The 20,321-nt window shown below is 67.8% G+C and carries 19 protein-coding genes and 1 tRNA gene; 10 read left to right on the forward strand and 10 right to left on the reverse strand.

Annotated features, from left to right (window positions below; translation table 11 throughout):
* Both groL and VG502_RS07725 read right to left on the reverse strand, forming a co-directional pair.
* A partial coding sequence (gene groL / locus VG502_RS07720) for a chaperonin GroEL (protein WP_325549453.1) occupies positions 1–1,108 on the reverse strand: 1,108 nt, incomplete at its 3' end.
* Positions 1,109–1,369: 261 nt separating this feature from the next.
* Positions 1,370–1,894 (reverse strand): nucleoside/nucleotide kinase family protein, encoded by a 525-nt coding sequence (locus VG502_RS07725; protein ID WP_325549454.1) that lies wholly within the window; start codon positions 1,892–1,894, stop codon positions 1,370–1,372.
* 172 nt (positions 1,895–2,066) lie between these two features.
* On the opposite strand from VG502_RS07725, the gene VG502_RS07730 reads away from it, so the two are divergent.
* On the forward strand, positions 2,067–2,306 hold the full coding sequence (locus VG502_RS07730) for a hypothetical protein (RefSeq protein WP_325549455.1): 240 nt from the start codon (positions 2,067–2,069) through the stop codon (positions 2,304–2,306).
* A gap of 54 nt (positions 2,307–2,360) precedes the next feature.
* Here the strand turns inward: VG502_RS07730 and VG502_RS07735 are convergent, their stop codons facing one another.
* Positions 2,361–3,524 carry a CaiB/BaiF CoA transferase family protein gene (locus tag VG502_RS07735; protein WP_325549456.1) on the reverse strand — a complete coding sequence of 388 codons (1,164 nt, stop codon included), beginning with the start codon at positions 3,522–3,524 and terminating at the stop codon, positions 2,361–2,363.
* A gap of 143 nt (positions 3,525–3,667) precedes the next feature.
* Here VG502_RS07735 and VG502_RS07740 point away from each other — a divergent pair, with 143 nt between their 5' ends.
* The 3 genes from VG502_RS07740 to VG502_RS07750 are packed head-to-tail and all read left to right on the forward strand — an operon-like array spanning position 3,668 to position 6,679.
* Positions 3,668–4,414, forward strand: a complete 747-nt coding sequence (locus tag VG502_RS07740) for an SDR family oxidoreductase (protein ID WP_325549457.1) — start codon at positions 3,668–3,670, stop codon at positions 4,412–4,414.
* Positions 4,414–5,448 (forward strand): phosphotransferase family protein, encoded by a 1,035-nt coding sequence (locus VG502_RS07745; protein WP_325549458.1) that lies wholly within the window; start codon positions 4,414–4,416, stop codon positions 5,446–5,448. The genes VG502_RS07740 and VG502_RS07745 overlap by 1 nt, the downstream gene beginning before the upstream one ends.
* A 7-nt stretch (positions 5,449–5,455) precedes the next feature.
* Positions 5,456–6,679 (forward strand): acyl-CoA dehydrogenase family protein, encoded by a 1,224-nt coding sequence (locus tag VG502_RS07750; RefSeq protein ID WP_325549459.1) that lies wholly within the window; start codon positions 5,456–5,458, stop codon positions 6,677–6,679.
* A 1-nt stretch (position 6,680) separates the two neighbouring features.
* Here the strand turns inward: VG502_RS07750 and VG502_RS07755 are convergent, their stop codons facing one another.
* Together VG502_RS07755 and VG502_RS07760 are read right to left on the reverse strand one after the other, a co-directional pair.
* A complete protein-coding gene (locus VG502_RS07755) occupies positions 6,681–6,974 on the reverse strand; it encodes a DUF3263 domain-containing protein (protein ID WP_325549460.1) in 294 nt (97 codons plus the stop codon).
* Between the two features lie 132 nt (positions 6,975–7,106).
* Complete coding sequence (locus VG502_RS07760; RefSeq protein WP_325549461.1) at positions 7,107–8,465, reverse strand: pyridoxal phosphate-dependent decarboxylase family protein; 1,359 nt, start codon at positions 8,463–8,465, stop codon at positions 7,107–7,109.
* 56 nt (positions 8,466–8,521) lie between these two features.
* Here VG502_RS07760 and VG502_RS07765 point away from each other — a divergent pair, with 56 nt between their 5' ends.
* Together VG502_RS07765 and VG502_RS07770 are read left to right on the forward strand one after the other, a co-directional pair.
* Entirely contained in the window at positions 8,522–9,199 is a 678-nt protein-coding gene (locus VG502_RS07765; protein WP_325549462.1) for a uracil-DNA glycosylase, read from the forward strand.
* Positions 9,196–10,008 (forward strand): SGNH/GDSL hydrolase family protein, encoded by an 813-nt coding sequence (locus VG502_RS07770; RefSeq protein ID WP_325549463.1) that lies wholly within the window; start codon positions 9,196–9,198, stop codon positions 10,006–10,008. The genes VG502_RS07765 and VG502_RS07770 overlap by 4 nt, the downstream gene beginning before the upstream one ends.
* Before the next feature lie 58 nt (positions 10,009–10,066).
* Here VG502_RS07770 and VG502_RS07775 read toward each other — a convergent pair whose 3' ends face one another.
* The 3 genes from VG502_RS07775 to VG502_RS07785 are packed head-to-tail and all read right to left on the reverse strand — an operon-like array spanning position 10,067 to position 13,958.
* The gene (locus tag VG502_RS07775) at positions 10,067–11,134 is read right to left on the reverse strand and encodes a threonine aldolase family protein (protein ID WP_325549464.1); all 1,068 of its coding nucleotides are present in this window, start codon (positions 11,132–11,134) and stop codon (positions 10,067–10,069) included.
* Complete coding sequence (locus VG502_RS07780; RefSeq protein ID WP_325549465.1) at positions 11,131–11,832, reverse strand: SDR family oxidoreductase; 702 nt, start codon at positions 11,830–11,832, stop codon at positions 11,131–11,133. Before VG502_RS07780 ends, VG502_RS07775 begins: the two co-directional genes overlap by 4 nt.
* An 8-nt stretch (positions 11,833–11,840) precedes the next feature.
* Complete coding sequence (locus tag VG502_RS07785) at positions 11,841–13,958, reverse strand: DUF6421 family protein (RefSeq protein ID WP_325549466.1); 2,118 nt, start codon at positions 13,956–13,958, stop codon at positions 11,841–11,843.
* A gap of 120 nt (positions 13,959–14,078) precedes the next feature.
* Here VG502_RS07785 and VG502_RS07790 point away from each other — a divergent pair, with 120 nt between their 5' ends.
* Both VG502_RS07790 and VG502_RS07795 read left to right on the forward strand, forming a co-directional pair.
* On the forward strand, positions 14,079–15,254 hold the full coding sequence (locus VG502_RS07790; protein WP_325549467.1) for an acyl-CoA dehydrogenase family protein: 1,176 nt from the start codon (positions 14,079–14,081) through the stop codon (positions 15,252–15,254).
* The gene (locus tag VG502_RS07795; protein ID WP_325549468.1) at positions 15,251–16,015 is read left to right on the forward strand and encodes an SDR family NAD(P)-dependent oxidoreductase; all 765 of its coding nucleotides are present in this window, start codon (positions 15,251–15,253) and stop codon (positions 16,013–16,015) included. Before VG502_RS07790 ends, VG502_RS07795 begins: the two co-directional genes overlap by 4 nt.
* A 3-nt stretch (positions 16,016–16,018) precedes the next feature.
* On the opposite strand, the gene mgrA is transcribed toward VG502_RS07795, so the two are convergent.
* The gene (gene mgrA, locus VG502_RS07800; RefSeq protein ID WP_414655717.1) at positions 16,019–17,056 is read right to left on the reverse strand and encodes an L-glyceraldehyde 3-phosphate reductase; all 1,038 of its coding nucleotides are present in this window, start codon (positions 17,054–17,056) and stop codon (positions 16,019–16,021) included.
* A gap of 181 nt (positions 17,057–17,237) precedes the next feature.
* Between mgrA and VG502_RS07805 the strand changes: the two genes are divergently transcribed.
* Positions 17,238–17,313: transfer RNA gene (locus VG502_RS07805), tRNA-Thr, on the forward strand.
* A 73-nt stretch (positions 17,314–17,386) separates the two neighbouring features.
* Positions 17,387–18,355, forward strand: coding sequence for a peptidoglycan-binding protein (locus VG502_RS07810; protein WP_325549470.1), 969 nt, complete (start codon positions 17,387–17,389; stop codon positions 18,353–18,355).
* A 186-nt stretch (positions 18,356–18,541) separates the two neighbouring features.
* Here the strand turns inward: VG502_RS07810 and VG502_RS07820 are convergent, their stop codons facing one another.
* On the reverse strand, positions 18,542–20,284 hold the full coding sequence (locus VG502_RS07820; protein ID WP_325549471.1) for a sensor histidine kinase: 1,743 nt from the start codon (positions 20,282–20,284) through the stop codon (positions 18,542–18,544).
* Between the last annotated feature and the right edge of the window lie 37 nt (positions 20,285–20,321).

The raw sequence follows: 20,321 nt of genomic DNA on the forward strand, positions 1-20,321 counted from the left end.
TGGCAAGCCGCTCCTGCAGCTTCTCGCGGTCGTAGTCGCTGTCCGACTTCTCGATCTCGGCCTTGATCTGGTTGACACGGCCGGCGATCTGGTCGCTGTCGCCCGAGCCCTCGACGATCGTCGTCTCGTCCTTGGTGACGACGACCTTGCGGGCCCGGCCCAGCAGGTCGACGGTCGTGTTCTCGAGCTTGAGACCGACCTCTTCGCTGATGACCTGGCCACCGGTGAGGATCGCCATGTCCTGCAGCATCGCCTTGCGGCGGTCACCGAAGCCCGGCGCCTTGACCGCGACCGACTTGAACGTGCCGCGGATCTTGTTGACGACCAGGGTGGCCAGCGCCTCGCCCTCGACGTCCTCGGCGATGATCGCCAGCGGCTTGCCCGTCTGCATGACCTTCTCGAGCAGTGGCAGCAGATCCTTGACGTTCGAGATCTTGCCCTCGTGGATGAGGATGTACGGATCGTCGAGCACGGTCTCCATGCGCTCTGCGTCGGTGACGAAGTATGCGCTCAGGTGACCCTTGTCGAAGCGCATACCCTCGGTGAGCTCGAGCTCGAGGCCGAAGGTGTTGCTCTCCTCGACGGTGATGACGCCTTCCTTGCCGACCTTGTCCATCGCCTCGGCGATCAGGTCGCCGACGCTGGAGTCGCCACCGGCGGAGATCCCGGCAACCGCCGCGATCTGCTCCTTGGTGTCGATCTCCTTGGAAGCCTTGGTCAGCTCGTCGGACACCGCGGCCACGGCGGCCTCGATGCCGCGCTTGAGGGCCATCGGGTTGGCGCCCGCGGCAACGTTGCGCAGGCCTTCCTTCACCATCGCCTGGGCGAGCACGGTCGCCGTGGTGGTGCCGTCACCGGCCACGTCGTCGGTCTTCTTGGCGACTTCCTTGACGAGCTCTGCGCCGATCTTCTCGTACGGCTCGTCGAGCTCGATCTCCTTGGCGATGCTCACACCGTCGTTGGTGATCGTGGGTGCGCCCCACTTCTTCTCCAGGACGACGTTGCGGCCCTTGGGGCCGAGGGTGACCTTGACGGCGTCGGCGAGGGTGTTCATGCCCCGCTCGAGCCCGCGCCGGGCCTCCTCGTCGAATGCAATGGTCTTGGCCATGTGCAGTCCAATCCTCACGTGTTGTTGCGGAATCAGTCGTATGGCGCCCGCGACGGACGAGCCGGTTCCCCGAAGGACTGTCTGAGCCCCGCGAGGTCCGGCTCTCGCCATACATCCGAACTATCACTCTAAACAGGAGAGTGCTAAGGGCCATTATTGGCACTCTCCCACTGAGAGTGCAAACGGGATCAACCCCATCGCGAGTGACGGCTTCCTCGGCGACTGACGGTCAGATCTCGCCGTCATCCGGCGAGGGAGCCGTCACTCGGCAAAACGGGTATCTGCGAGGACCCGGGCGGCGACCTGCGCGGGAGTCTCATCTGCGACGTCGATGGTGAGGTCCGCCGTGGCGGCGGCATCGAGCAACTTCTCGAGCTCCGGCGCCCGGCGCACGTGCCAGTCGCGCTCATCGCCCGGCTCGTGGCGCGCGATCAAGCGTGCGCCGACGAGGTCGAGCTGTGGCCGGAGCCGACACAGCAGGACTGGCTCACCGAGTGCCTTCTCGTAACGGGTTCGGTCGTGCAACACCACACCGGCCAGGACGAGGTATGTCGCGCCGGCCGCTCGGTAGTTGGCTGCGACCGCGCGCAGATTTGCCAGCTCGACCTGTTGCTTGAACGGGTCGCCCTCGGGCGGCGGCCACAGCCGGTGAAACTCGTCGAGATCGATAACCGCGTGCGAGATATTCCGCTCCCTCAGTAGGTCGCCGATCGCGTATGCCGTGGTCGTCTTGCCTGCCCCGACGGTGCCGGTGATGAGCAGGCATCGGCGTTCGGGATTCGTCACGCCGGGATCCAAGCACACCGCGGCTGGCTTGAGCGATCGGATTTCGCCATGCGCAGCGTGGACAGGGCTTCTGCAGCGCGATCACACATCACGGTTATGCCGAACGCGCGCCATACCGCGCGAAGTGTCTAACCGGCGGCCCTTCCTGGGACTCGACCAGCAGGGTGTCGGCTTGAATGGACGCGATGACTTCAGACACCGCAGCCACGCGGACGTGCTGACCGTCGGGGAGTTCATCGAATTCGTACGCAATGGAACGCCGACCGACACCTCACCACTGTCCGCTCGCGACGCCGTCGCCGCAGGTGTTGCCGGCGCGGAGTCCATCCGATCTGGTGGTCGGCCGGTGCACGTCCCCGAGATCGATGCAGCCGTCCGGGCCTACTTCGAACGCAACCAGACTCCCGAGTGACGGCTTCTTCGCCGAGTGACGGTGCGATCTCGCCGTCACTCGGCGAAGAAGCCGTCATTCGCCATGGGGGTGGTGGTCTTGGCCCGTGGCAGCCGCTATCACGCCGGCGTCCTCGAGGCGCCGTATGTCGGAGTGCGTGTAGCCGAATTCGCCTAGCACCTCGGCGGTTTCGTCATCCGGCGACTCCTCCGGAAGCTCAGTCCGCGTCTCGCTGAAGCGCGGCGCAGGCGCCGGATGTCGTATGCCGCCGCGGTCGACATACACCTCCCGGGCGATGACGTGTGGATCAGCCGCGGCTTCGTCGGGGTCCAGGACCGGCACGACGCAGGCATCCCGACCGGCGAAGACGTCGACCCATTCGTCGCGGGTGTGCGCCGCGATGCGGGTCGCGAAGGTGACCCGCAGCTCGGGCCAGTGCGTCTGGTCGAACTGTTCCGCCGGATCGGCGTCCACGCCGAGTCCGTCCAGCAGCGCGGCGTAGAACTTCGGCTCGATCGCCCCGACCGACAACCACTTGTCGTCGGCCGTCCGATAGACCCGATAGAACGGTGCACCGCCGTCGAAGAGGTTGCCGCCCGGGGGCTGCTGCCACATCCCGGACGCCAGCATCGACTGGTGCATCGCGGTCAATAGTGCCGTGCCGTCGAGGATCGAGGCGTCGACGACCTGGCCCTCCCCCGTCCGCTGCGCCGAGAACAGTGCACCGAGCACGCCTACGGCCAGCAGCATTCCGCCGCCACCGAAGTCGCCGAGCATGTTCAGCGGTGCGACCGGCCGGCCACCGTCGCCGACCGATGGAGCCAGCGCACCGGACAGCGCAAGGTATCCCAGGTCGTGGCCGGCGTCCGCTGCCCGCGGACCGTCCTGGCCCCAGCCGGTCATGCGTCCGTAGACGAGCCGTGGGTTGATCTCGAGCAGGTCGTCCGGCCCCACACCGAGCCGCTCGGCGACGCCGGGCCGGAAGCCCTCGGTGAACACGTCCGCGTCGCCCACCAGGTCCCGCACCACCTCGGCGCCGGCGGGGTGCCGCAGGTCCAGGTGCACGAATCGACGCCCGCGCAACAGGACTCGGTGCGTCACGGCCGTCATACCGTCGTCGTCCAGTCGCCCGACATTGATCACCTCGGCGCCGAGGTCGGCCAGCATCATCCCGGCGAACGGCGCAGGGCCGATCGCCCCGAGCTCGACAACACGTACACCGTCCAGTGGACCCGACATCGCGCCTCCTGACCTGTTGGACCCTCACCGCGAGTCTGACCGATCTGCGTCGACGGCTGCGGATTCGACACGTGGAACTCGTGACGAATCACTAAGCAAGCGCTTAGTGTGGTGGGCGCCATCGTCGAAGGAGTCACCAACACATGAACGGCATCGCGGGAAAAACAGCAATCGTCACCGGAGCCAGTCGTGGCATCGGCTACGCGATCGCCGAGCGCCTGATCGCCGAGGGTGCGAACGTCGTGATCACCGCACGCAAGGAGGAGACCCTCGCGGAGGCCACTCGCGCCCTGGGCGACCGCGCGCGGTACGTCGCCGGACGCGCCGATGACGCGGACCACCAGGACGAGGTGCTCGCCAGGGCCATCGACGAGTTCGGCAGTGCCGATTACCTCGTGAACAACACCGGCATCAACCCGGCCTACGGCCCGTTGATGGACATCGACCCGGGTGTTGCGCGAAAGATCATGGATGTCAACGTGATTGCGGCTCTGTCCTGGGTGCAGAAGGCACGCGCCGCATGGCACGGAGAGCACGGTGGCGCCATCGTGAACGTCGCCTCGATCGCCGGCGTGCGCCCCGCCCCCGGCATCGCGATGTATGGCGTGAGCAAGGCCGCGCTGATCCACCTGACCGAGGAGCTCGCGGTCGAGCTCGGCCCGAAGACGCGTGTCAACGCGGTCGCACCGGCGATCGTGAAGACGGAGTTCGCCAAGGCGCTCTACGAGGGTCGCGAGGAGAAGGTGGCGGCGCCATACGCGTTGAAGCGCCTGGGCGTGCCGAGCGACATCGGTGGCGTGGTCGCCTTCCTGCTCTCCGACGACGCCGGGTGGATGACCGGCCAGACAGTCACCGTCGACGGTGGTGTGCTGCTCGGCGGCGGCATCTGATGAGCGAGCTGCCGGGCCTGGATCTGCAAGCACTGCAACGGTTTCTCGCCGAAGCCGCACCCGGCCTGCTCGACGGTCCGCTGCAGGCGGAGCTGATCGTCGGCGGCAAGTCCAACCTCACCTACATCGTCTCCGACGGCACTCGTGAGGTCGTCGTGCGCCGCCCGCCGCTGGGTCACGTGCTCGCGACCGCGCACGACATGACCCGCGAGCATCGCGTGATGGCCGCCCTCGCCGACACCGCCGTCCCGGTCCCCCGGATGTATGCCGCGTGCACCGACGCCGCCGTGATCGGCGCACCCTTCTACGTCATGGAACGCGTCACCGGCACGCCCTACCGGACCGCCGACGAGCTGAACCTGCTGGGACCGCAACGAGTTCGCGCGATCGCCGACGGCGTCACCGACACCCTCGTCGACCTGCACGCGGTGGATCCGGCGCAGGTCGGGCTGGCCGACTTCGGCAAGCCGGAGGGTTACCTCGAGCGGCAGGTCCACCGGTGGCGACGGCAGATGCAGGCGTCCCGTTCGCGCGACCTGGCCGGGGAGGAGGAGCTGCACCAGGCACTCGCCTCCGCCATACCGGAGTCGAGCGGAGCAACGATCGTGCACGGTGACTACCGGATGGACAACACCCTCATCAGCGATACCGACCAGGTCACGGCCGTGCTCGACTGGGAGATGGCGACACTGGGCGACCCGCTCGCCGACGTGGCGCTCATGCTGGTCTACCAGGCGCTGGCCGACGTTGCGCCGCAAGCAGTTTCGACGGTTTCGCGGGCGAAGGGTCACCCGAGTCGCGATGAGATCGTGCACCGCTACAGCGAGCGCTCCGGCCGCGACGTGAGTCATCTCGCCTTCCATGAGGCGCTGGCCTACTACAAGCTGGCCGCGATCCTCGAGGGCATCTGGTTCCGCTACCAGCAGGGCCAGACGGTCGGCGCCGGATTCGACGACATCGGCGCGTCGACGGAGCCGCTGCTCCAGGCCGGCCTGGCCGTCATACGCAACTACCACGCCGTACCGAAGGGCTGACGCAGCAATGGATTTCGAGTTCGACGCACAGACCGAGGACCTGCGCCGCCGGGTGCAGGACTTCCTCGACACCGAAGTGACCCCGGCCGAACCGGTCTTCGAGGAGCAGCTGGCCGCATCCGACGACCCGTGGGCGTGGAGTCGCGTGCCGGTGCTGGAGGAACTGCGCGACAAGGCGAAGTCCCAGGGCCTGTGGAACCTCTTCCTCCCGGGCGAGAGCGGTGCCGGGCTGACCAACCTGCAGTACGCACCGCTCGCCGAGATCACCGGCCGCTCCTTCCTCGCGCCGGCGGCACTCAACTGTGCGGCACCGGACACCGGCAACATGGAAGTGCTGAACGAGTTCGGCAGCCCCGAGCAGCAGGAGCAGTGGCTGAAACCGTTGCTACGCGGCGAGATTCGCTCGTCGTTCGCGATGACCGAGCCCGACGTCGCCTCCTCGGACGCGACGAACATCGCCACTCGCATCGAGCGCGACGGCGACGAATACGTCCTGAACGGCCGCAAGTGGTGGATCACCGGCGCGATGAACCCGGACGCGAAGATCTTCATCGTCATGGGCAAGACCGACCCGAGCGCCGAGCGGCACCGCCAGCAGTCACAGATCCTGGTTCCGCGCGACACCCCCGGACTCGTCGTGAAGCGCGGCATGGAGGTCTTCGGGTATGACGACCACGACCACGGTGGCCACGCCGAGCTGGAGTTCCACGACGTGCGCGTGCCTGCCAGCAACCTGATCGCCGGCGAAGGGCAGGGCTTCGCGATCGCACAGGCCCGCCTCGGCCCCGGGCGCATCCACCACTGCATGCGCTCGATCGGGTTGGCGGAGAAGGCGATCGAGCTGATGTGCGCCCGCGCGGAGGAGCGCATCGCGTTCGGGAAGCCGCTGTCGGATCAGGGCGTCATACGGGATTGGATCGCGCAGTCGCGGGTGCGCATCGAGCAGCTACGGCTCCTCGTGCTCAAGACCGCGTGGCTGATGGACACGGTCGGCAACAAGGGTGCGCACACGGAGATCCAGGCGATCAAGATCGCCACCCCGGAGACCGTGCAGTGGATCCTCGACAAGGCGATCCAGCTGTATGGCGCGGGTGGTCTCTCGCAGGACTTCCCGCTCGCCCGGGCGTATGCCGGCATCCGGACACTGCGCTTCGCGGACGGCCCGGACGAGGTGCACAAGGCATCCCTGGCCCGCCGCGAGTTGCGCCGTCAGGCGGAGAAGCGGGGCTGACTCACTCCAGCTCGAAGCCGAGGCGACGTGCGGTGCGCTGGCGCATGCGGCCGGCCCGCAGTCGCTGCAGCCGCTTGACCAGCATGGGGTCGTACTTCAGCGCGGCGGCGGTGTCGATGACGGCGTTGAGGACCTGGTAGTAGCGGGTGGAACTCATGTTGAAGGTCTCGCGAATGGCCTGTTCCTTGGCGCCCTGGAGCTTCCACCAGTTGCGCTCGAACGACAGGATCGCGGCATCACGCTCACTGAGTTCGGAGTTGTCCGACGGCATCACCTGCTGCTCCGCGGCGTTCATAGATGCGGTCCTTTCGCGTCGTGATCCATGGTCCGAGACCGATGATAGGCGGTAAATCACATGCATGTCATTCCGGCAAGCACCGCTGTCGGCATGTCGTGACGCATGTGACTGGAGTTACCGAAGTGAGACCTAGGCCATCGAGTCCAGGATCGCGGCGATGTCCTCGTCGGTGGTGTTCGGGTTGACGATCGCGAACCGCGCGATGGTCTCCCCGTCGTGTGCGCTCGGCACGACGAACGCCTCCTGGCGCTCCAGCAGACCGTCGGACCACTGCTGGTAGTCCTGTGCGCTCCACCCGACGCGGCGGAACGCCACCACGGACAGGTCCGGTTCACGGACCAGCTCGACGTAGGGTCGCTCGTCGATCTGCGCGGCGGCATACCGCGCCACCTCGAGCGTGTGCTCGATGGCTGCGGTGTAGGCATCGGTGCCGTTGGCGACCAGCGAGAACCAGAACGGCAGGCCGCGCGCCCGCCGGGTCAGGCCGACCGAGTAGTCGGTCGGGTTCCAGTCGGGCGTCTCGTTCAGGACGTCGAGGTATGACGCGTGCTGCGTGTGCGCCGCCCGCGCCAGCGCCGGCTCGCGGTAGAGCAGGGCACAGCAGTCGAACGGCGCGAAGAGCCACTTGTGCGGGTCGACGATGAACGAGTCGCACTGCTCGACGCCCTTGTAACGGTCGCGCACGCTCGGTGCGGCGAGGCCGGCCCCGCCATACGCACCGTCGACGTGGAACCAGATGCCGAACTCCTTGCAGACCGCTGCCACGGACTCCAGATCGTCGATGACGCCGAGGTTGGTGGTGCCCGCGGTCGCGACCACGGCGAAGAACGTCTCGGGACCCTCGCGCAGGAGCACCTCGCGCAGCGCGTCGCCGGTCAGCCGCAACCGCTCGTCGACGGGCACCGGCACCAGCTCCGCGTCCATCACCTCGCACGCCGAGGCGATCGAGGAATGCGAGCCCGCGGTCGCCGCGACACGGAACGGCCGCGCGTCGTCGCGGGTTCGGGCGGCATTCGCCCGAGCGGTCGCCCTCGCCGCGACCAGTGCCGACAGGTTGCCGATCGTGCCGCCCTGCACGAAACCGCCGCCGGCGCCCTCCGGCATCCCGGCGAGATCGGCGATCCAGCGCAGCGCCTGGTTCTCGGCATACACCGCACCGGCGCCCTCGAGCCACGACCCGGCATAGATGGACGAGGCACCGACGACGAGGTCGAACATCGCCGCTTCGCGCGTGGGCGCGCACGGGATGAACGACAGGTAGCGCGGGTGGTCGATCGACAGGCAGGCGAGGGCGAGCTCGTCCTCGAAGAGCTTCAGGGCGGCTTGCCCGCCGATCCCCTCGGCCGAGATCGCTTCCCCGGCAACGGAGTCCAGCTCCTCGACGGTCCGGCTGAAATCCAGGGGCACGGGATCGAGGGAGAGCCGCTCCGCGGCATACTTCAGGATCGCCCGGCCCAGCTCTGCGGTGTCTTCGGTGAAACGGTGCACTCCGCGAGTGTAGGTGTCTTTGCGGCGGCTCCGGGCCGCCCGGTTAGGTTGTCGGTATGACGGTGCGACCCCTCGACGAACTCGTCCATCCGTCGTGGCTGCCGGTGCTGCAACCGGTGGCCGGCAAGGTGAGCGAGTGCGGCGAATTCCTGCGTTCGGAGATCGCCGGCGGCCACGGCTACCTGCCCAGCGGGGACAAGGTGTTGCGCGCCTTCGAACGCCCCCTGGACGACGTGCGGGTGCTCATCGTGGGGCAGGACCCCTATCCCACACCGGGGCACGCGATCGGGTTGTCTTTCGCTGTGGCGCCTGACGTTTCGCCGATCCCGCGCAGCCTGCAGAACATCTACCAGGAGCTGACCAACGACATCGGCTGCGCCCGCCCGACCAACGGTGACCTGTCTCCGTGGGCGGACCGTGGTGTGCTGCTGCTCAACAGGGTGCTCACCGTCCGGTCCGGCAAGCCGGCCAGCCATCGCGGCAAGGGCTGGGAGCACGTGACCGCGGCCGCCATCAACGGGCTCGTGGCGCGTGGCGGCCCGCTCGCCGCGATCCTGTGGGGTCGCGACGCGCGCAGCCTGGCGGACCACCTCGGGCAGGTGCCCTACGTGACCAGCCCGCACCCCTCCCCCTTGTCGGCGCATTCCGGCTTCTTCGGCTCGCGGCCGTTCAGCCAGGTCAACAAGCTGCTCGCCGACCAGGGCGCCGAGCCGATCGATTGGAGTCTTCCGTGAGTCCGCAGCCGCGACGCTGGCAGCGCTATGTCGCCATCGGTGACTCGTTCACCGAGGGAATGGTCGACCCGTCACCCACCGACGACGATGAGTATGTCGGTTGGGCCGACCGCCTGGCTGCCGCGCTATCAGCCGAAAACGCCGCTGCTTCAATGGATTTCGGCTACGCGAACCTCGCAGTTCGCGGCAAGCTGCTTGCCGACGTGGCGGGCCCGCAGGTCGACGCGGCGCTGGAGCTGCAGCCGGATCTGGTCAGCATCGTGGCCGGCGGCAACGACTGCCTGCGACCGCACGCTGACCTCGACGCACTCGCGGACGAACTGGAGGCCGCCGTCGAACGCATCCGCGCCACCGGCGCCGACGTGCTGATGGCCACCAGTTGCGACCCGACCTGGGCGCCCTTCCTGAAGGTGGTCGGTCGCCGGGTCGCCATACACAGCTTGAACGTATGGGGCATCGCCCAACGTCACGGAGCCTTCGTCCTCGACACCTGGACGTTGCGATCGCTGCGCGACGTGCGCATGTGGGGCCCGGACCGGCTGCACCTGTCGACGTTGGGTCACCAGCGAGTGGCCGAACAGGCCGCCTGGACGCTGGGTCTGCGCGAGGGACAACGCGATTGGGCCGTTCCGCTACCGCCCGCGCCCGAGCTGACCCGGCGGGAGGCCGCACAGGGTCACGCCGCCTGGGCCCGCACCCATCTGAAGCCGTGGGTGGAGCGCCGGATCAAGCACGTGAGCTCGGGCGACAGCCGCACCGCGAAACGTCCTGCCCTGCAACCCTTTGCGGCATCAGGAGAAGACGCATGATCCCGGCGAGTGCACGACGAGCCGACGGCCGCGGAGTCGTGCGAGGAGTCGGAGCAATTCAGTGCAGCTCCGCGCGCACGGCCGCGATGAACGCGTCCACGTCGCGCTCCGTGGTGTCGAAGGAGCACATCCAACGCACCTGGCCGGTGGCCTCGTCCCAGAAGTAGAACCGGAACTTCTCCATCAGGCGCTGCGACACCTCGGTCGGCAGGATCGGGAAGACACCGTTGGCCTGCACCGGCAACGGGATCTCCAGGCCCGGCAGTCCGCGCACCCCCTCGACGAGCCGCTGCGCCATGGCGTTGGCGTGTCCGGCGTTGCGCAGGTAGAGGTCGTCGGTCAACAGCGCGATCAGCTGGGCCGAGACGAACCGCATCTTCGAGGCGAGCTGCATCGACTGCTTGCGCAGGAACTTCATGCCGTCGACGACGTCCGTGTTGAGCACGAGCACCGCCTCGCCGAAGATGAGGCCGTTCTTGGTGCCACCGAAGGACACGATGTCGACACCGGTGTCGGTGATCATCTCCTGGAACGAGATCCCAAGGGACGCAGCGGCATTCGACAGTCGGGAGCCGTCGACGTGCAGCACCATGTCGTTGGCGTGGGCATGCTCGGCGATGGCTCGGATCTCGTCGGCGGTGTATGCCGTGCCGAGCTCCGTCGTCTGGGTGATCGACACGACGCGTGGCTGTGCGTGGTGCTCGTCGCCCCGGCCGAGTGACACGGTCGCGATGAGCTCCGGGGTGAGCTTGCCTTCCGGGGTCGGGACGGCCATCAGCTTGAGCCCGCCCATGCGCTCCGGCGCAGCGCACTCGTCGACGTGGATGTGCGCCGTGCTGGTGCAGATCACCGCCTCCCAGCGCTTGGTGACCGCCTGCAGTGCGACGAGATTGGCGCCGGTGCCGTTGAACACTGGGAAGGCTTCCACGCCGGGACCGAAGTGCTCGGCGAAGACTTCCTGCAGGTGCTCGGTGTAGACGTCCTCGCCATACGAGACCTGGTGACCGCCGTTGGCGCGGACGATGGCAGCCAGCACCTCGGGGTGCACCCCCGAGTAGTTGTCGCTGGCGAAGCCGCGCAGGGTCGGGTCGTGCAGCGGCGTGGGGAAGGTGTCGGGAGCGTTCACCGGACGATCGTCTCAATCAGGCCGTTGACCTCGTCAGCGGGGCGACCGTAGAGGCCGACCAGCCAGTCGGAGATGTCGGCGACCGGGGTGAACTTCTTGTATCCGTCGGGCTTCTCGGCCTGCATCTCCGGCGTGACCAGCGCCATGATGCGGCCGATCGATGCCGCAGCATCGGTCTCCTTGTAGGAGTCGGCGACCGCGCGCAGCCACATCTCCGCGCCGGCCTTGGCCGTGAGGTATGCCGCGTTCGTTGCTCGCGGCTTGTCGAGGCCCGTCGAGGAGATGATCGCGATCCGGCCGTGCGGGGACGCCAGGATCGGGTCGTGCAGCGCGCGGGTCGCATGCTGCAGGGTCCGAATCAGGTTGGTGTGCAAGAAGTCCCAGTCGTCCAGGTCACCCTCGACGATGCCCTTGCCACCGCGCCAGCCGCCGACGAGGTGCATCAGGCCATCGACCCGACCGTGCTCGGAGAGCAGCCCCTTCGCCCATGCCTGCGTCGCCGACTCGTCGGAGAGGTCGACGACCGACGGCACGATGTGCACGGGGTCGAGCGCAGCGACGGACTCGAGCCGCGCGGCGTCCCGCCCGGTGGCGATGACCGTCGCCCCGGCCGCGGCGAACGCAGCAGCCGTGGGCCGGCCCTGGTCACCGGCGGCGCCGGCGACGACTATTACGGATCCCGTGAGGTCAGTGGTCATGAGACCCATCATGCTGCGTCGGGAGTCGACGCCGTGATGCCGGAGGTGGAGGCGATCACCGACGCCATCTGCTTGCGCAGCGCCTCGTAGAAGACGTTGAGCGGGAACTCGTCATCGAGCACCAGGTCGTTGAGCGCCTTGGTCTTCGTGCCGTCGAAGGGCAGCGCCTCCGGGCCCTTGGCCCAGGTCGAGCCGGGGTTGGGCACGACATAGGTCGCGACGAACTCGTGCGAGGCCAGCCAGTGACCGACGCGCGAGCGGTCGATGCCGCTGCGGTAGAGCACCTCGACCTCATCGCACAACTGCACGACGACCTCGGGCACCCGGCGCCAGTCGAAGGACAGCTTGTTGTCGGTCCACCGCAGCGCGTCATGCTTGTGCAGGTAGCCGAACATCAGCTGCCCGCCCAGGCCGTCGTAGTTGCGGTGCCGGTCACCGGTGATCGGGAAGCGGAAGAGCCGGTCGAAAAGGATTGCCAGCTGGACGAACCGGGCGTAGGGCTGGTTCTCCTCCTCCAGCTTGACCGCCTGTCGGAAGGTGTTGAGATCGCAGCGCAGCTCCTCCAGCGCATACATCCAGAACGGCATCCGCTGCTTGATCATGAAGGGGTCGAAGGGCAGGTCGCCGTGGCTGTGCGTGCGGTCGTGGATCATGTCCCACATCGCGAAGGTCGACTGCGCGAGCTCCTGCGAGGCCACCAGGCGCTCCGCGTCCGGCGGCAGCTGCAGCGACAGCAGGTCGGACGCCGCGGACACGACGCGGCGGAAGCGGGCACCCTCACGGTCGCAGAAGATCGCGCCCCAGCTGAACTTCGGAACCTCGCGCACCGCAACGGTCTCCGGGAAGAGCACCGCCGAGTTGGTGTCGTAGCCGGGCGTGAAGTCGATGAAGTTGACCGCGAGGAACATCTTGTTGTCGTAGGTCTCCTCGACCTTCGCGAGCCAGTCCGGCCACTGCACCGACAGCAGCAGCGCCTCGAAGACGCGGTCCAGGTTGCCGTTCTGGGTGTACATCGGGAACACCACGAGGTGCTCGATGCCGTCCTGGCGGCACAGGTCCGGGCGGAACTTCATCAACGAGTCGAGGAAGTCCGGCTCGGCGAAACCGCCGTCGACCCATTTCGTCAGGTCGTTCGGGAGCTCGGCGAGGTAGTCGGCGTCGTGCGGGAATCGCGGTGCCAGTGCTGCGATCTGGGCCTTCATGGTCTCGACGAGCTCGGCGGCGCGGGCGTGCCGGCCGGCGTCCGCAATGGAACCGTCCTTGGCCTGCATCAGCCGCAGCTCCTCGACGGCTGCCTTGAGCTCCAGCCACTCCGGGCTGCGGTCGACCCCCGACCCGATCGAGGTGACGGTGCCCGCCTGCTTGCGGGCGGCGCTCGCCCAGGTGACCAGGTTGCTCCAGAATCGGCGGTGGTCCAGCTCATCGATGGAGTCGTCGCCGACGATGTCGGAGTCGGCCAGCACAACGACGCGTCCGGCGCCATACGGGAGGGCGACGGCGAGCGGCTGACGGGCGGGGTATGCCGACGCGCTGGTGCGTGCGAGGACCTTCGCCTCGGGTGCGCGCGAGATGTCGATGATGCCGGCGCGGTAGAAGCACAGCTCGTCGACGCCGGCGAGCAGCCCCTGGCCAAGCCCGCCTTCGACGTCGGCGAGCACCCACGTGGCGTTGTCATGGAAGCGGCGGCCGCCCTCGGCGGTCTCGTGCACGGTCGTGCTCGGGACGTGTAGTCCGAAGCGGGCCAGCAACTCGTTGAGGTTGTTGCCATAAACGTCCTGGTCGCACTCGGCGAGGACGACCAGGCCACCACCCTGCTCGACGAAATCGACGACGGCGTCGATCTCGGAGCCCTCCAGCACCGGCGGCAGGTCGCCGGTGGTCTTCTCGGCCGCCTTGGCCGCAGGGTGATCGATGACGAGGACGTCCGCGCCGGACAGCGCAGCTTCGTCCAGGCGACCGGACTCGTGACCCACAACCTGGAAGCCGCGGCCACGCAGCGTGTCGGCAGCCTTCTCCAGCGAGGAATCGGCCGGGTTGGCCGGGTTCATCGTCGCCGCGGTCGCCCTGGTCAACGCCCAGGCGCTGCTGTGGGCCTGCTCCACGACCACCTTCGGGAAGACGCTCATTTCAGTCACATCCTTCGTCATCTGGAGGAGATTTTCTTGTTAGATCGATTCTAAACAGGAAAACTTGCAGATTCCAACCCGGTTGACGCATTCAATGTGACGCGCATTACGCTCCAGGACATGCCGGTCGAACGCATCCTTCCCACGGCAGATGCGGCGGACCTGATCGAGCTCACCCGCGAGATCGCCGCACGCGAGCTGAAGCCACGAGTCGATGAGGCGGAGCGCACTGCCACGCCCCCTCGCGACATCTTCCGCACCCTCGGCCGCGCGGGCCTGCTGTCGCTGGCCTATCCCGAGGAGTCCGGTGGCGGCGAGCAGCCCTACGAGGTCTACCTGCAGGTCGTCGAGGAGATCGCGATGGCCTGGATGAGCGTCGCCATCGGCGTCTCCGTGCACTCCCTGACGGCATACCCCGTCGACCACTTCGGCACCGACGAGCAGCGGCATGCGCTGCTGCCGGACATGCTCGGCGGCGAAACCCTCGGTGGATACTGCCTTTCCGAGCGCGAGGCAGGTTCCGACATCGCGTCGATGCGCACGCGCGCAGTCGTCGGCGACGACGGCAGCGCGACCCTCAGCGGCACCAAGAGCTGGATCTCGCACGCGGCGCACGCCGATTACTACACGACCTTCGCGCGCACCGACGACACCGGCGGCAAGGGCATCTCGTGTTTCGTCGTGCCGGCCGACGCGGCCGGTCTCAGCTTCGGCAGCCCCGAGCGCAAGATGGGCCTGGCCGGTGATCCGGTCGCCGAGGTGCACTTCGACAAGGTCGCCGTCGATGCCAGCCGGATGATCGGTGAGCGCGGGCAGGGTATGGCGATCGCGCTGGCCGCACTCGACGCCGGCCGCCTGGGCATCGCCGCCGCGGCGACCGGGCTGGCGCAGTCCGCGCTCGACCTGGCGACGTCATACGCCTCGGAGCGCAAGCAGTTCGGGCAGTCCATCGGCGACTTCGAGGGCTTGGCGTTCCTGCTGGCCGACATGGAGGCGGCGACGACCTCGGCCCGCGCGACCTATCTTCTCGCGGCCCGGCTCAAGGACGCCGGACGGCCGTTCTCCAAGCAGGCCGCGGTCGCCAAGCTGGTCGCCACGGACGCGGCGATGCGGGTGACCACCGACGCTGTCCAGGTGCTCGGTGGCGCGGGCTACACGCAGGACTTCCCGGCCGAGCGCTACCTGCGCGAGGCCAAGGTGACCCAGATCTTCGAGGGCACCAACCAGATTCAGCGACTGGTGATCTCACGGCACCTGCTGCGGGACATCAGCAACCGAAAGGGCACCACCCGATGAAGATCGACTCCACCACGGTCGCACTGGTCACCGGCGGAGGCTCCGGCCTCGGCGAGGCCACGGCCCGCACACTGTCTGCTGCGGGTGCCTCCGTCGTCCTGCTCGACCTGCCCGGCTCCAAGGGCCCCGAGGTCGCCGAATCACTCGGTGACACAGCGCAGTTCGTCGCTGCCGACGTCACGAACGAGGAGCAGGTCCGGGCCGCGATCGACGCCGCGGTCGCCATGGGCACCCTGCGGATCGTCGTCAACTGCGCCGGCGTCGCGACCCCGGGTCGGGTCCTCAGCAAGCGTGGTGTGCTGCCGCTCGACGCCTTCAGCAAGGTCGTGCAGATCAACCTGATCGGCACCTTCAACGTGCTGCGGCTGGCCGCCGAGCAGATGGCCGGCAACGAGCCGGTCGACGGCGACCGCGGTGTGATCACGATGACCGCCTCGATCGCCGCGTATGACGGTCAGATCGGTCAGGCGGCATACGCCTCGTCCAAGGCCGGCATCGTCGGGCTGACCCTCAGTGCCGCACGAGACCTGGCGGACAAGGGAATTCGCGTCGTGACGATCGCCCCCGGCACGTTCGAGACCCCGATGCTCGCCGGCCTGCCGAACGACGTGAAGTCCGTGCTCGAGGCGCAAGTGCCGCACCCCTCACGCCTCGGCCGGCCGGACGAATACGCCTCCCTCGTCGCGCACATCGTCGACAACCAGATGCTCAACGGTGAGGTCATCCGTCTCGACGGGGCTCTCCGGATGCCCCCTCGATGACGGTCAACTGTTGGAGGACTTCGCCCACAGGTTGATGCCGGCATCGACGGCGTGCTTGTCGATCTTCTTCAGCTCGTCGTCGGTGAAGTCGAGATTGTCGAGCGCACCGAGGCTGTCGTCGAGCTGCTCGACACTGGACGCACCGACCAGCACGGAGGTCACGCGCTGGTCCCGCAGCACCCACGAGAGCGCGAACTGCGCCAGCGTCTGCCCGCGCTTCTTGGCCATCCGGTTGAGCGCCTGCAGGTGCTTCAGTGTCTCCTCGGTCAGCAGCTTCGGATCGAGCGACTTGCCCTGCGTCGCACGGGATCCCTCGGGCACACCCTTGAGGTACTTCGAGGTCAACATGCCCTGAGCGAGCGGCGAAAACGCAATGCAGCCAACGCCGTTCATGCCCAGTGTGTCCAGCAGGTCCTCCTCGACCCACCGGTTGAGCATCGAGTACGACGGCTGGTGGATCAGCAGCGGCGTGCCCAGCTCGCGCAGGATCCGCACCGCCTCCGCAGTCCGCTCGCCGCTGTACGACGAGATCCCGACATACAGCGCCTTGCCCTGGCGGACCGCGGTGTCGAGCGCGCCGAGAGTCTCCTCCAGCGGTGTCGTGTCGTCGAAGCGGTGGCTGTAGAAGATGTCGACGTAGTCGACGCCCATCCGCTGCAGCGACTGGTCCAGCGACGCGAGCAGGTACTTGCGCGAGCCGCCGCCCTGGCCGTAGGGCCCGGGCCACATGTCGTAGCCGGCCTTGCTCGACAGGATCAGCTCGTCGCGATAGCGCTTGAAGTCCTGCGCGAAGATCGTGCCGAAGTTGCGCTCCGCCGAGCCGTATGGCGGGCCGTAGTTGTTCGCCAGGTCGAAGTGCGTCACCCCGCGGTCGAAGGCACGCCGCAAGATGGCCCGCTGGCGGTCCAGCGGCACATCGTCGCCGAAGTTGTGCCACAGCCCCAGCGACAGGGCAGGAAGGTCCAATCCGCTTGCGCCACAACGGCGGTAAGTCATCGAGTCGTAGCGGCCACGGTCTGCTTGGTAGTCGTCTGCATGCATCGTCACGTCATACATTCAACAACACCCCATCCCGAGTGACGGCTTCTTCGTCGAGTGACGGCGCAATAGGACCGTCACTCGGCGAGGAAGCCGTCACTCGGCAGGTGTGCGGCGGATTCGTGCGGCGGCCGTGCCCATGGGTAGCATTGGGCCGCTCGCGGGGCGCACGTCCGGCGCGCACGCCGGTGTAGCTCAGTTGGTAGAGCGCTTCACTTGTAATGAAGATGTCGCGGGTTCGACTCCTGTCACCGGCTCCAGCGATTCCCACCCATAACACCGGCAACTCCTCTACCGTAAGTGCGATTCAGCCCCATGACGCGGGAGAGCCAGATGAGAGTCACCAGGTCCATCGCACTCGCGGCCGTCGCCGCGCTCGCCTGCAGCACCGGCGGTATGGCGGTCGCCGGTCACGCCTCGGCCGCCGTCACGTCGACCTGCACGGTCATCACCCTCCGGTATGGCGACACCCACCACGACCTGGTGAAGACGCTGCAACAACGGTTGGGCGGCCTGACCGTCGACGGCATCTTCGGGAACGCAACGCTGAGCAAGGTCAAGGCTTTTCAGACCAATCGTGGCCTGGACGCCGATGGGATCGTCGGCCCGATGACGTGGGACCTGCTCGGCGGCTTCCCGGGCTGCACGACCATCACCGGCTACGTGATGGCCGACGCCGCGGCGGCCGGTTCCAAGGCCAACATCCGCTCCGGCCCGGGGTTGAAATACAGCATCGTCGGCACCTACGGCCCGCATGCCCAGGTGACCGGCACCCGGGTCGGCACGGGACCGTGGCTGCGCACCAGCCTGGGCTACGTCCACAACGGCACCCTGGAGTGGACGACCTCCGATCCCTCGTCGATCAACGGGCGGATCCCGACCGGCAACCTGTGCAAGGTGCCCACGGCATACAACTCCCCCGACACGTTCGACCCGGATTACACCCCGACGACCCAGCGCTACCTCAACTGTGATGACCAGCCCTACCTGAAGTCGTTGGAGGCGAGCTACAAGGCGGCGTTCGGCCACTACGCCGCGATCGACCTGACCTACCGCGATATCGACGAACAGTGGTACTGGTACAACAAATTCGGCAGTCCGCGCGCGGCATACCCGGGCACCTCGAACCACGGTTACGGGCTGGCGATCGACTTCCGCGAGACCGACCAGCCCGGCGAGGAGTTCGGCTGGGGCGGGGCCGGCCAGAAGTGGCTGGCCGCCAACTCGATGCGCTGGGGTTTCACCAATCCGTTCCCCTACGGCACCGACGGCGAGAGCTACCACTTCCAGTTCGTCGGCTGAGCCGGCCCGCAGACGGAGCAGGTTCACGGATCCCGCTGTCGCCGTTCGTCGGCACGGGTGGCCGCGAACACCGCCGCCTGCTGCCCGCTTCGCCGACCACCATGAGGTCGGTCTCGCCGTTCAGCAGCTCCCGGACGCCACGGCGCACCACTTCGTGGTCATCGAGGAGGAAGACCCGGATCGCCATCAGCGCGTGACCCCCGCGGTCGAGGTGGCCGATGTCCCGTCAACGGGGATCCGCCACTCCAACTCGGTGCCGGCCGGGCCGATGGCCCGGACCGTGAGTGCCCCGCCGCGCGCCCGGGCGCGACGTTCGAGATTCTGCAGGCCACTGCGGCGAGCGCCGGGCGGCATACCGCACCCGTTGTCGCGCACCCGGACGACCAGCTCGCCATCGCAATCCACACCGACCGACGCGCGGTCCGCACTCGCGTGCCGCGCGACGTTCGACAGCCCCTCCCGGACCACCGCCAGCATGTCGGTCACAACGTCAGCCGGCAGCCGGTCGACCGGCCCCTCGATCCCGACCTCGGGACGGAATCCCAGCGGTCCGGTCAGGTCGGCGACCAACGACTCCACCGCCTGCCGCGCGGTCGCCGACCCGACGTCGTGCAAGGCGAAGATCGCGTGCCGGATGTCCTTGATCGCCCGGTCCAGGTCGTCGACGGCGTCATTCACCCGAGCGCGCACCGCCGGGTGGACGGCCAGGTGGCTCGCGGCCTGCAACGACAGCCCGGTCGCGAAGAGCCGCTGTATGACGTGATCGTGCATGTCACGTGCAATGCGGTCGCGGTCCTCCAGCAGCACGAGTCGCGACTTGTCGCGCTGTGCACGCGCCGCGGTCAGCGCCAGACCACTCTGCGCTGCCAGCCCGGCCAGCAACTCCAGCATCTCGGTCGCCAGCGAGGCACTGTCCGCGTCCCACACGACGACGAGCACTCCGACGTCCTCGGTGCCGACGACCACGGGCAACACTGCGACCTCACCGTGGCTGTCGCCCAACACCGCTTCCACCTCGGCGATGAGTCCGCGGTCGGGAACCCGGGCACCGGTTCCGCCGAGCAGTACCGGCTCACCCTGCTGCACGACGCTCTGCCAACCCGCCGCCTGAAGCACCGTGTCGCAGGGCTCCCCACCGGCGCGGGTGACGACGTGCAGGTGGCCGAGCTCGTCGTGCAACGCGACGAAGCCGTGGCGCGCGTAGGAGTGCTCCACCGCGGCGGCCACGAGAAAACTCATCGCGTCGCGCTCCGTGGAGCCCTCGAGCAGACGCTGGCTCAACTCGCTGCTGGTCTCGACCCACGCGCGCTGGCGGCGGGTGCGCTCATACAGCCGGGCGTTGTCGATCGCGATACCGGCCGCTGCCGCCAACGCCACCAGGACGCCCTCGTCGTCCGCGGTGAACTCACCGCCGCCGGCCTTCTCGGTCAGGTAGATGTTGCCGAACACCTCGTCCCGGATTCGGATCGGCGCGCCGAGGAAGGTGTGCATGCCGGGATGATGGGCAGGGAATCCGTAGCTCGCCGGATGAGCCGACAGATCGGCGAGCCGCAACGGGTGCGGCTCATGGATCAGTAGTCCGAGGACGCCTTCACCGTGCGGGAGGTCACCGATCGCCGCGCGCTCCTCGGGTGTCAGGCCCAGGGTGATGAACTCGGCCAGGTGTTCGCGGTCCCGGTCGAGCACGCCGAGCGCGCCATACTTCGCATCCACCAGCTCGCAGGCGCCGCGCACTATCCGCGACAGGACGTCGCTCAACTCCAGGCCGGCGGTCACCGCGACGACCGCGTCCAACAGGTGTGCCAGCCGTTCGTGCGATCGGCTCGATGCCTCCGCGCGCGCTCGAAGCTCACCGATCAGGTCGTCCAGGTCGAGCGCGGCCGGTGTCACCAGTGATGGCCCACCATCAGGTCCAGCTTCTGGACTCATACGAACAACGGTAGATCTCCCCGGCGCATCCGGGTAA

Source organism: Flexivirga sp. (genome assembly GCF_035551235.1).
Classification (GTDB): Bacteria; Actinomycetota; Actinomycetes; order Actinomycetales; family Dermatophilaceae; genus Flexivirga.

Coding starts and splice junctions, on each gene's coding strand:
- VG502_RS07735 (WP_325549456.1), bottom strand. CDS start 3,524: ATGTCGGGTCCACTGGACGGTGTACGTGTTGTCGAGCTCGGGGCGATC.
- VG502_RS07740 (WP_325549457.1), top strand. CDS start 3,668: ATGAACGGCATCGCGGGAAAAACAGCAATCGTCACCGGAGCCAGTCGT.
- VG502_RS07745 (WP_325549458.1), top strand. CDS start 4,414: ATGAGCGAGCTGCCGGGCCTGGATCTGCAAGCACTGCAACGGTTTCTC.
- VG502_RS07750 (WP_325549459.1), top strand. CDS start 5,456: ATGGATTTCGAGTTCGACGCACAGACCGAGGACCTGCGCCGCCGGGTG.
- VG502_RS07755 (WP_325549460.1), bottom strand. CDS start 6,974: ATGAACGCCGCGGAGCAGCAGGTGATGCCGTCGGACAACTCCGAACTC.
- VG502_RS07765 (WP_325549462.1), top strand. CDS start 8,522: ATGACGGTGCGACCCCTCGACGAACTCGTCCATCCGTCGTGGCTGCCG.
- VG502_RS07780 (WP_325549465.1), bottom strand. CDS start 11,832: ATGACCACTGACCTCACGGGATCCGTAATAGTCGTCGCCGGCGCCGCC.
- VG502_RS07785 (WP_325549466.1), bottom strand. CDS start 13,958: ATGAGCGTCTTCCCGAAGGTGGTCGTGGAGCAGGCCCACAGCAGCGCC.
- VG502_RS07790 (WP_325549467.1), top strand. CDS start 14,079: ATGCCGGTCGAACGCATCCTTCCCACGGCAGATGCGGCGGACCTGATC.
- VG502_RS07795 (WP_325549468.1), top strand. CDS start 15,251: ATGAAGATCGACTCCACCACGGTCGCACTGGTCACCGGCGGAGGCTCC.
- mgrA (WP_414655717.1), bottom strand. CDS start 17,056: ATGCATGCAGACGACTACCAAGCAGACCGTGGCCGCTACGACTCGATG.
- VG502_RS07810 (WP_325549470.1), top strand. CDS start 17,387: ATGAGAGTCACCAGGTCCATCGCACTCGCGGCCGTCGCCGCGCTCGCC.
- VG502_RS07820 (WP_325549471.1), bottom strand. CDS start 20,284: ATGAGTCCAGAAGCTGGACCTGATGGTGGGCCATCACTGGTGACACCG.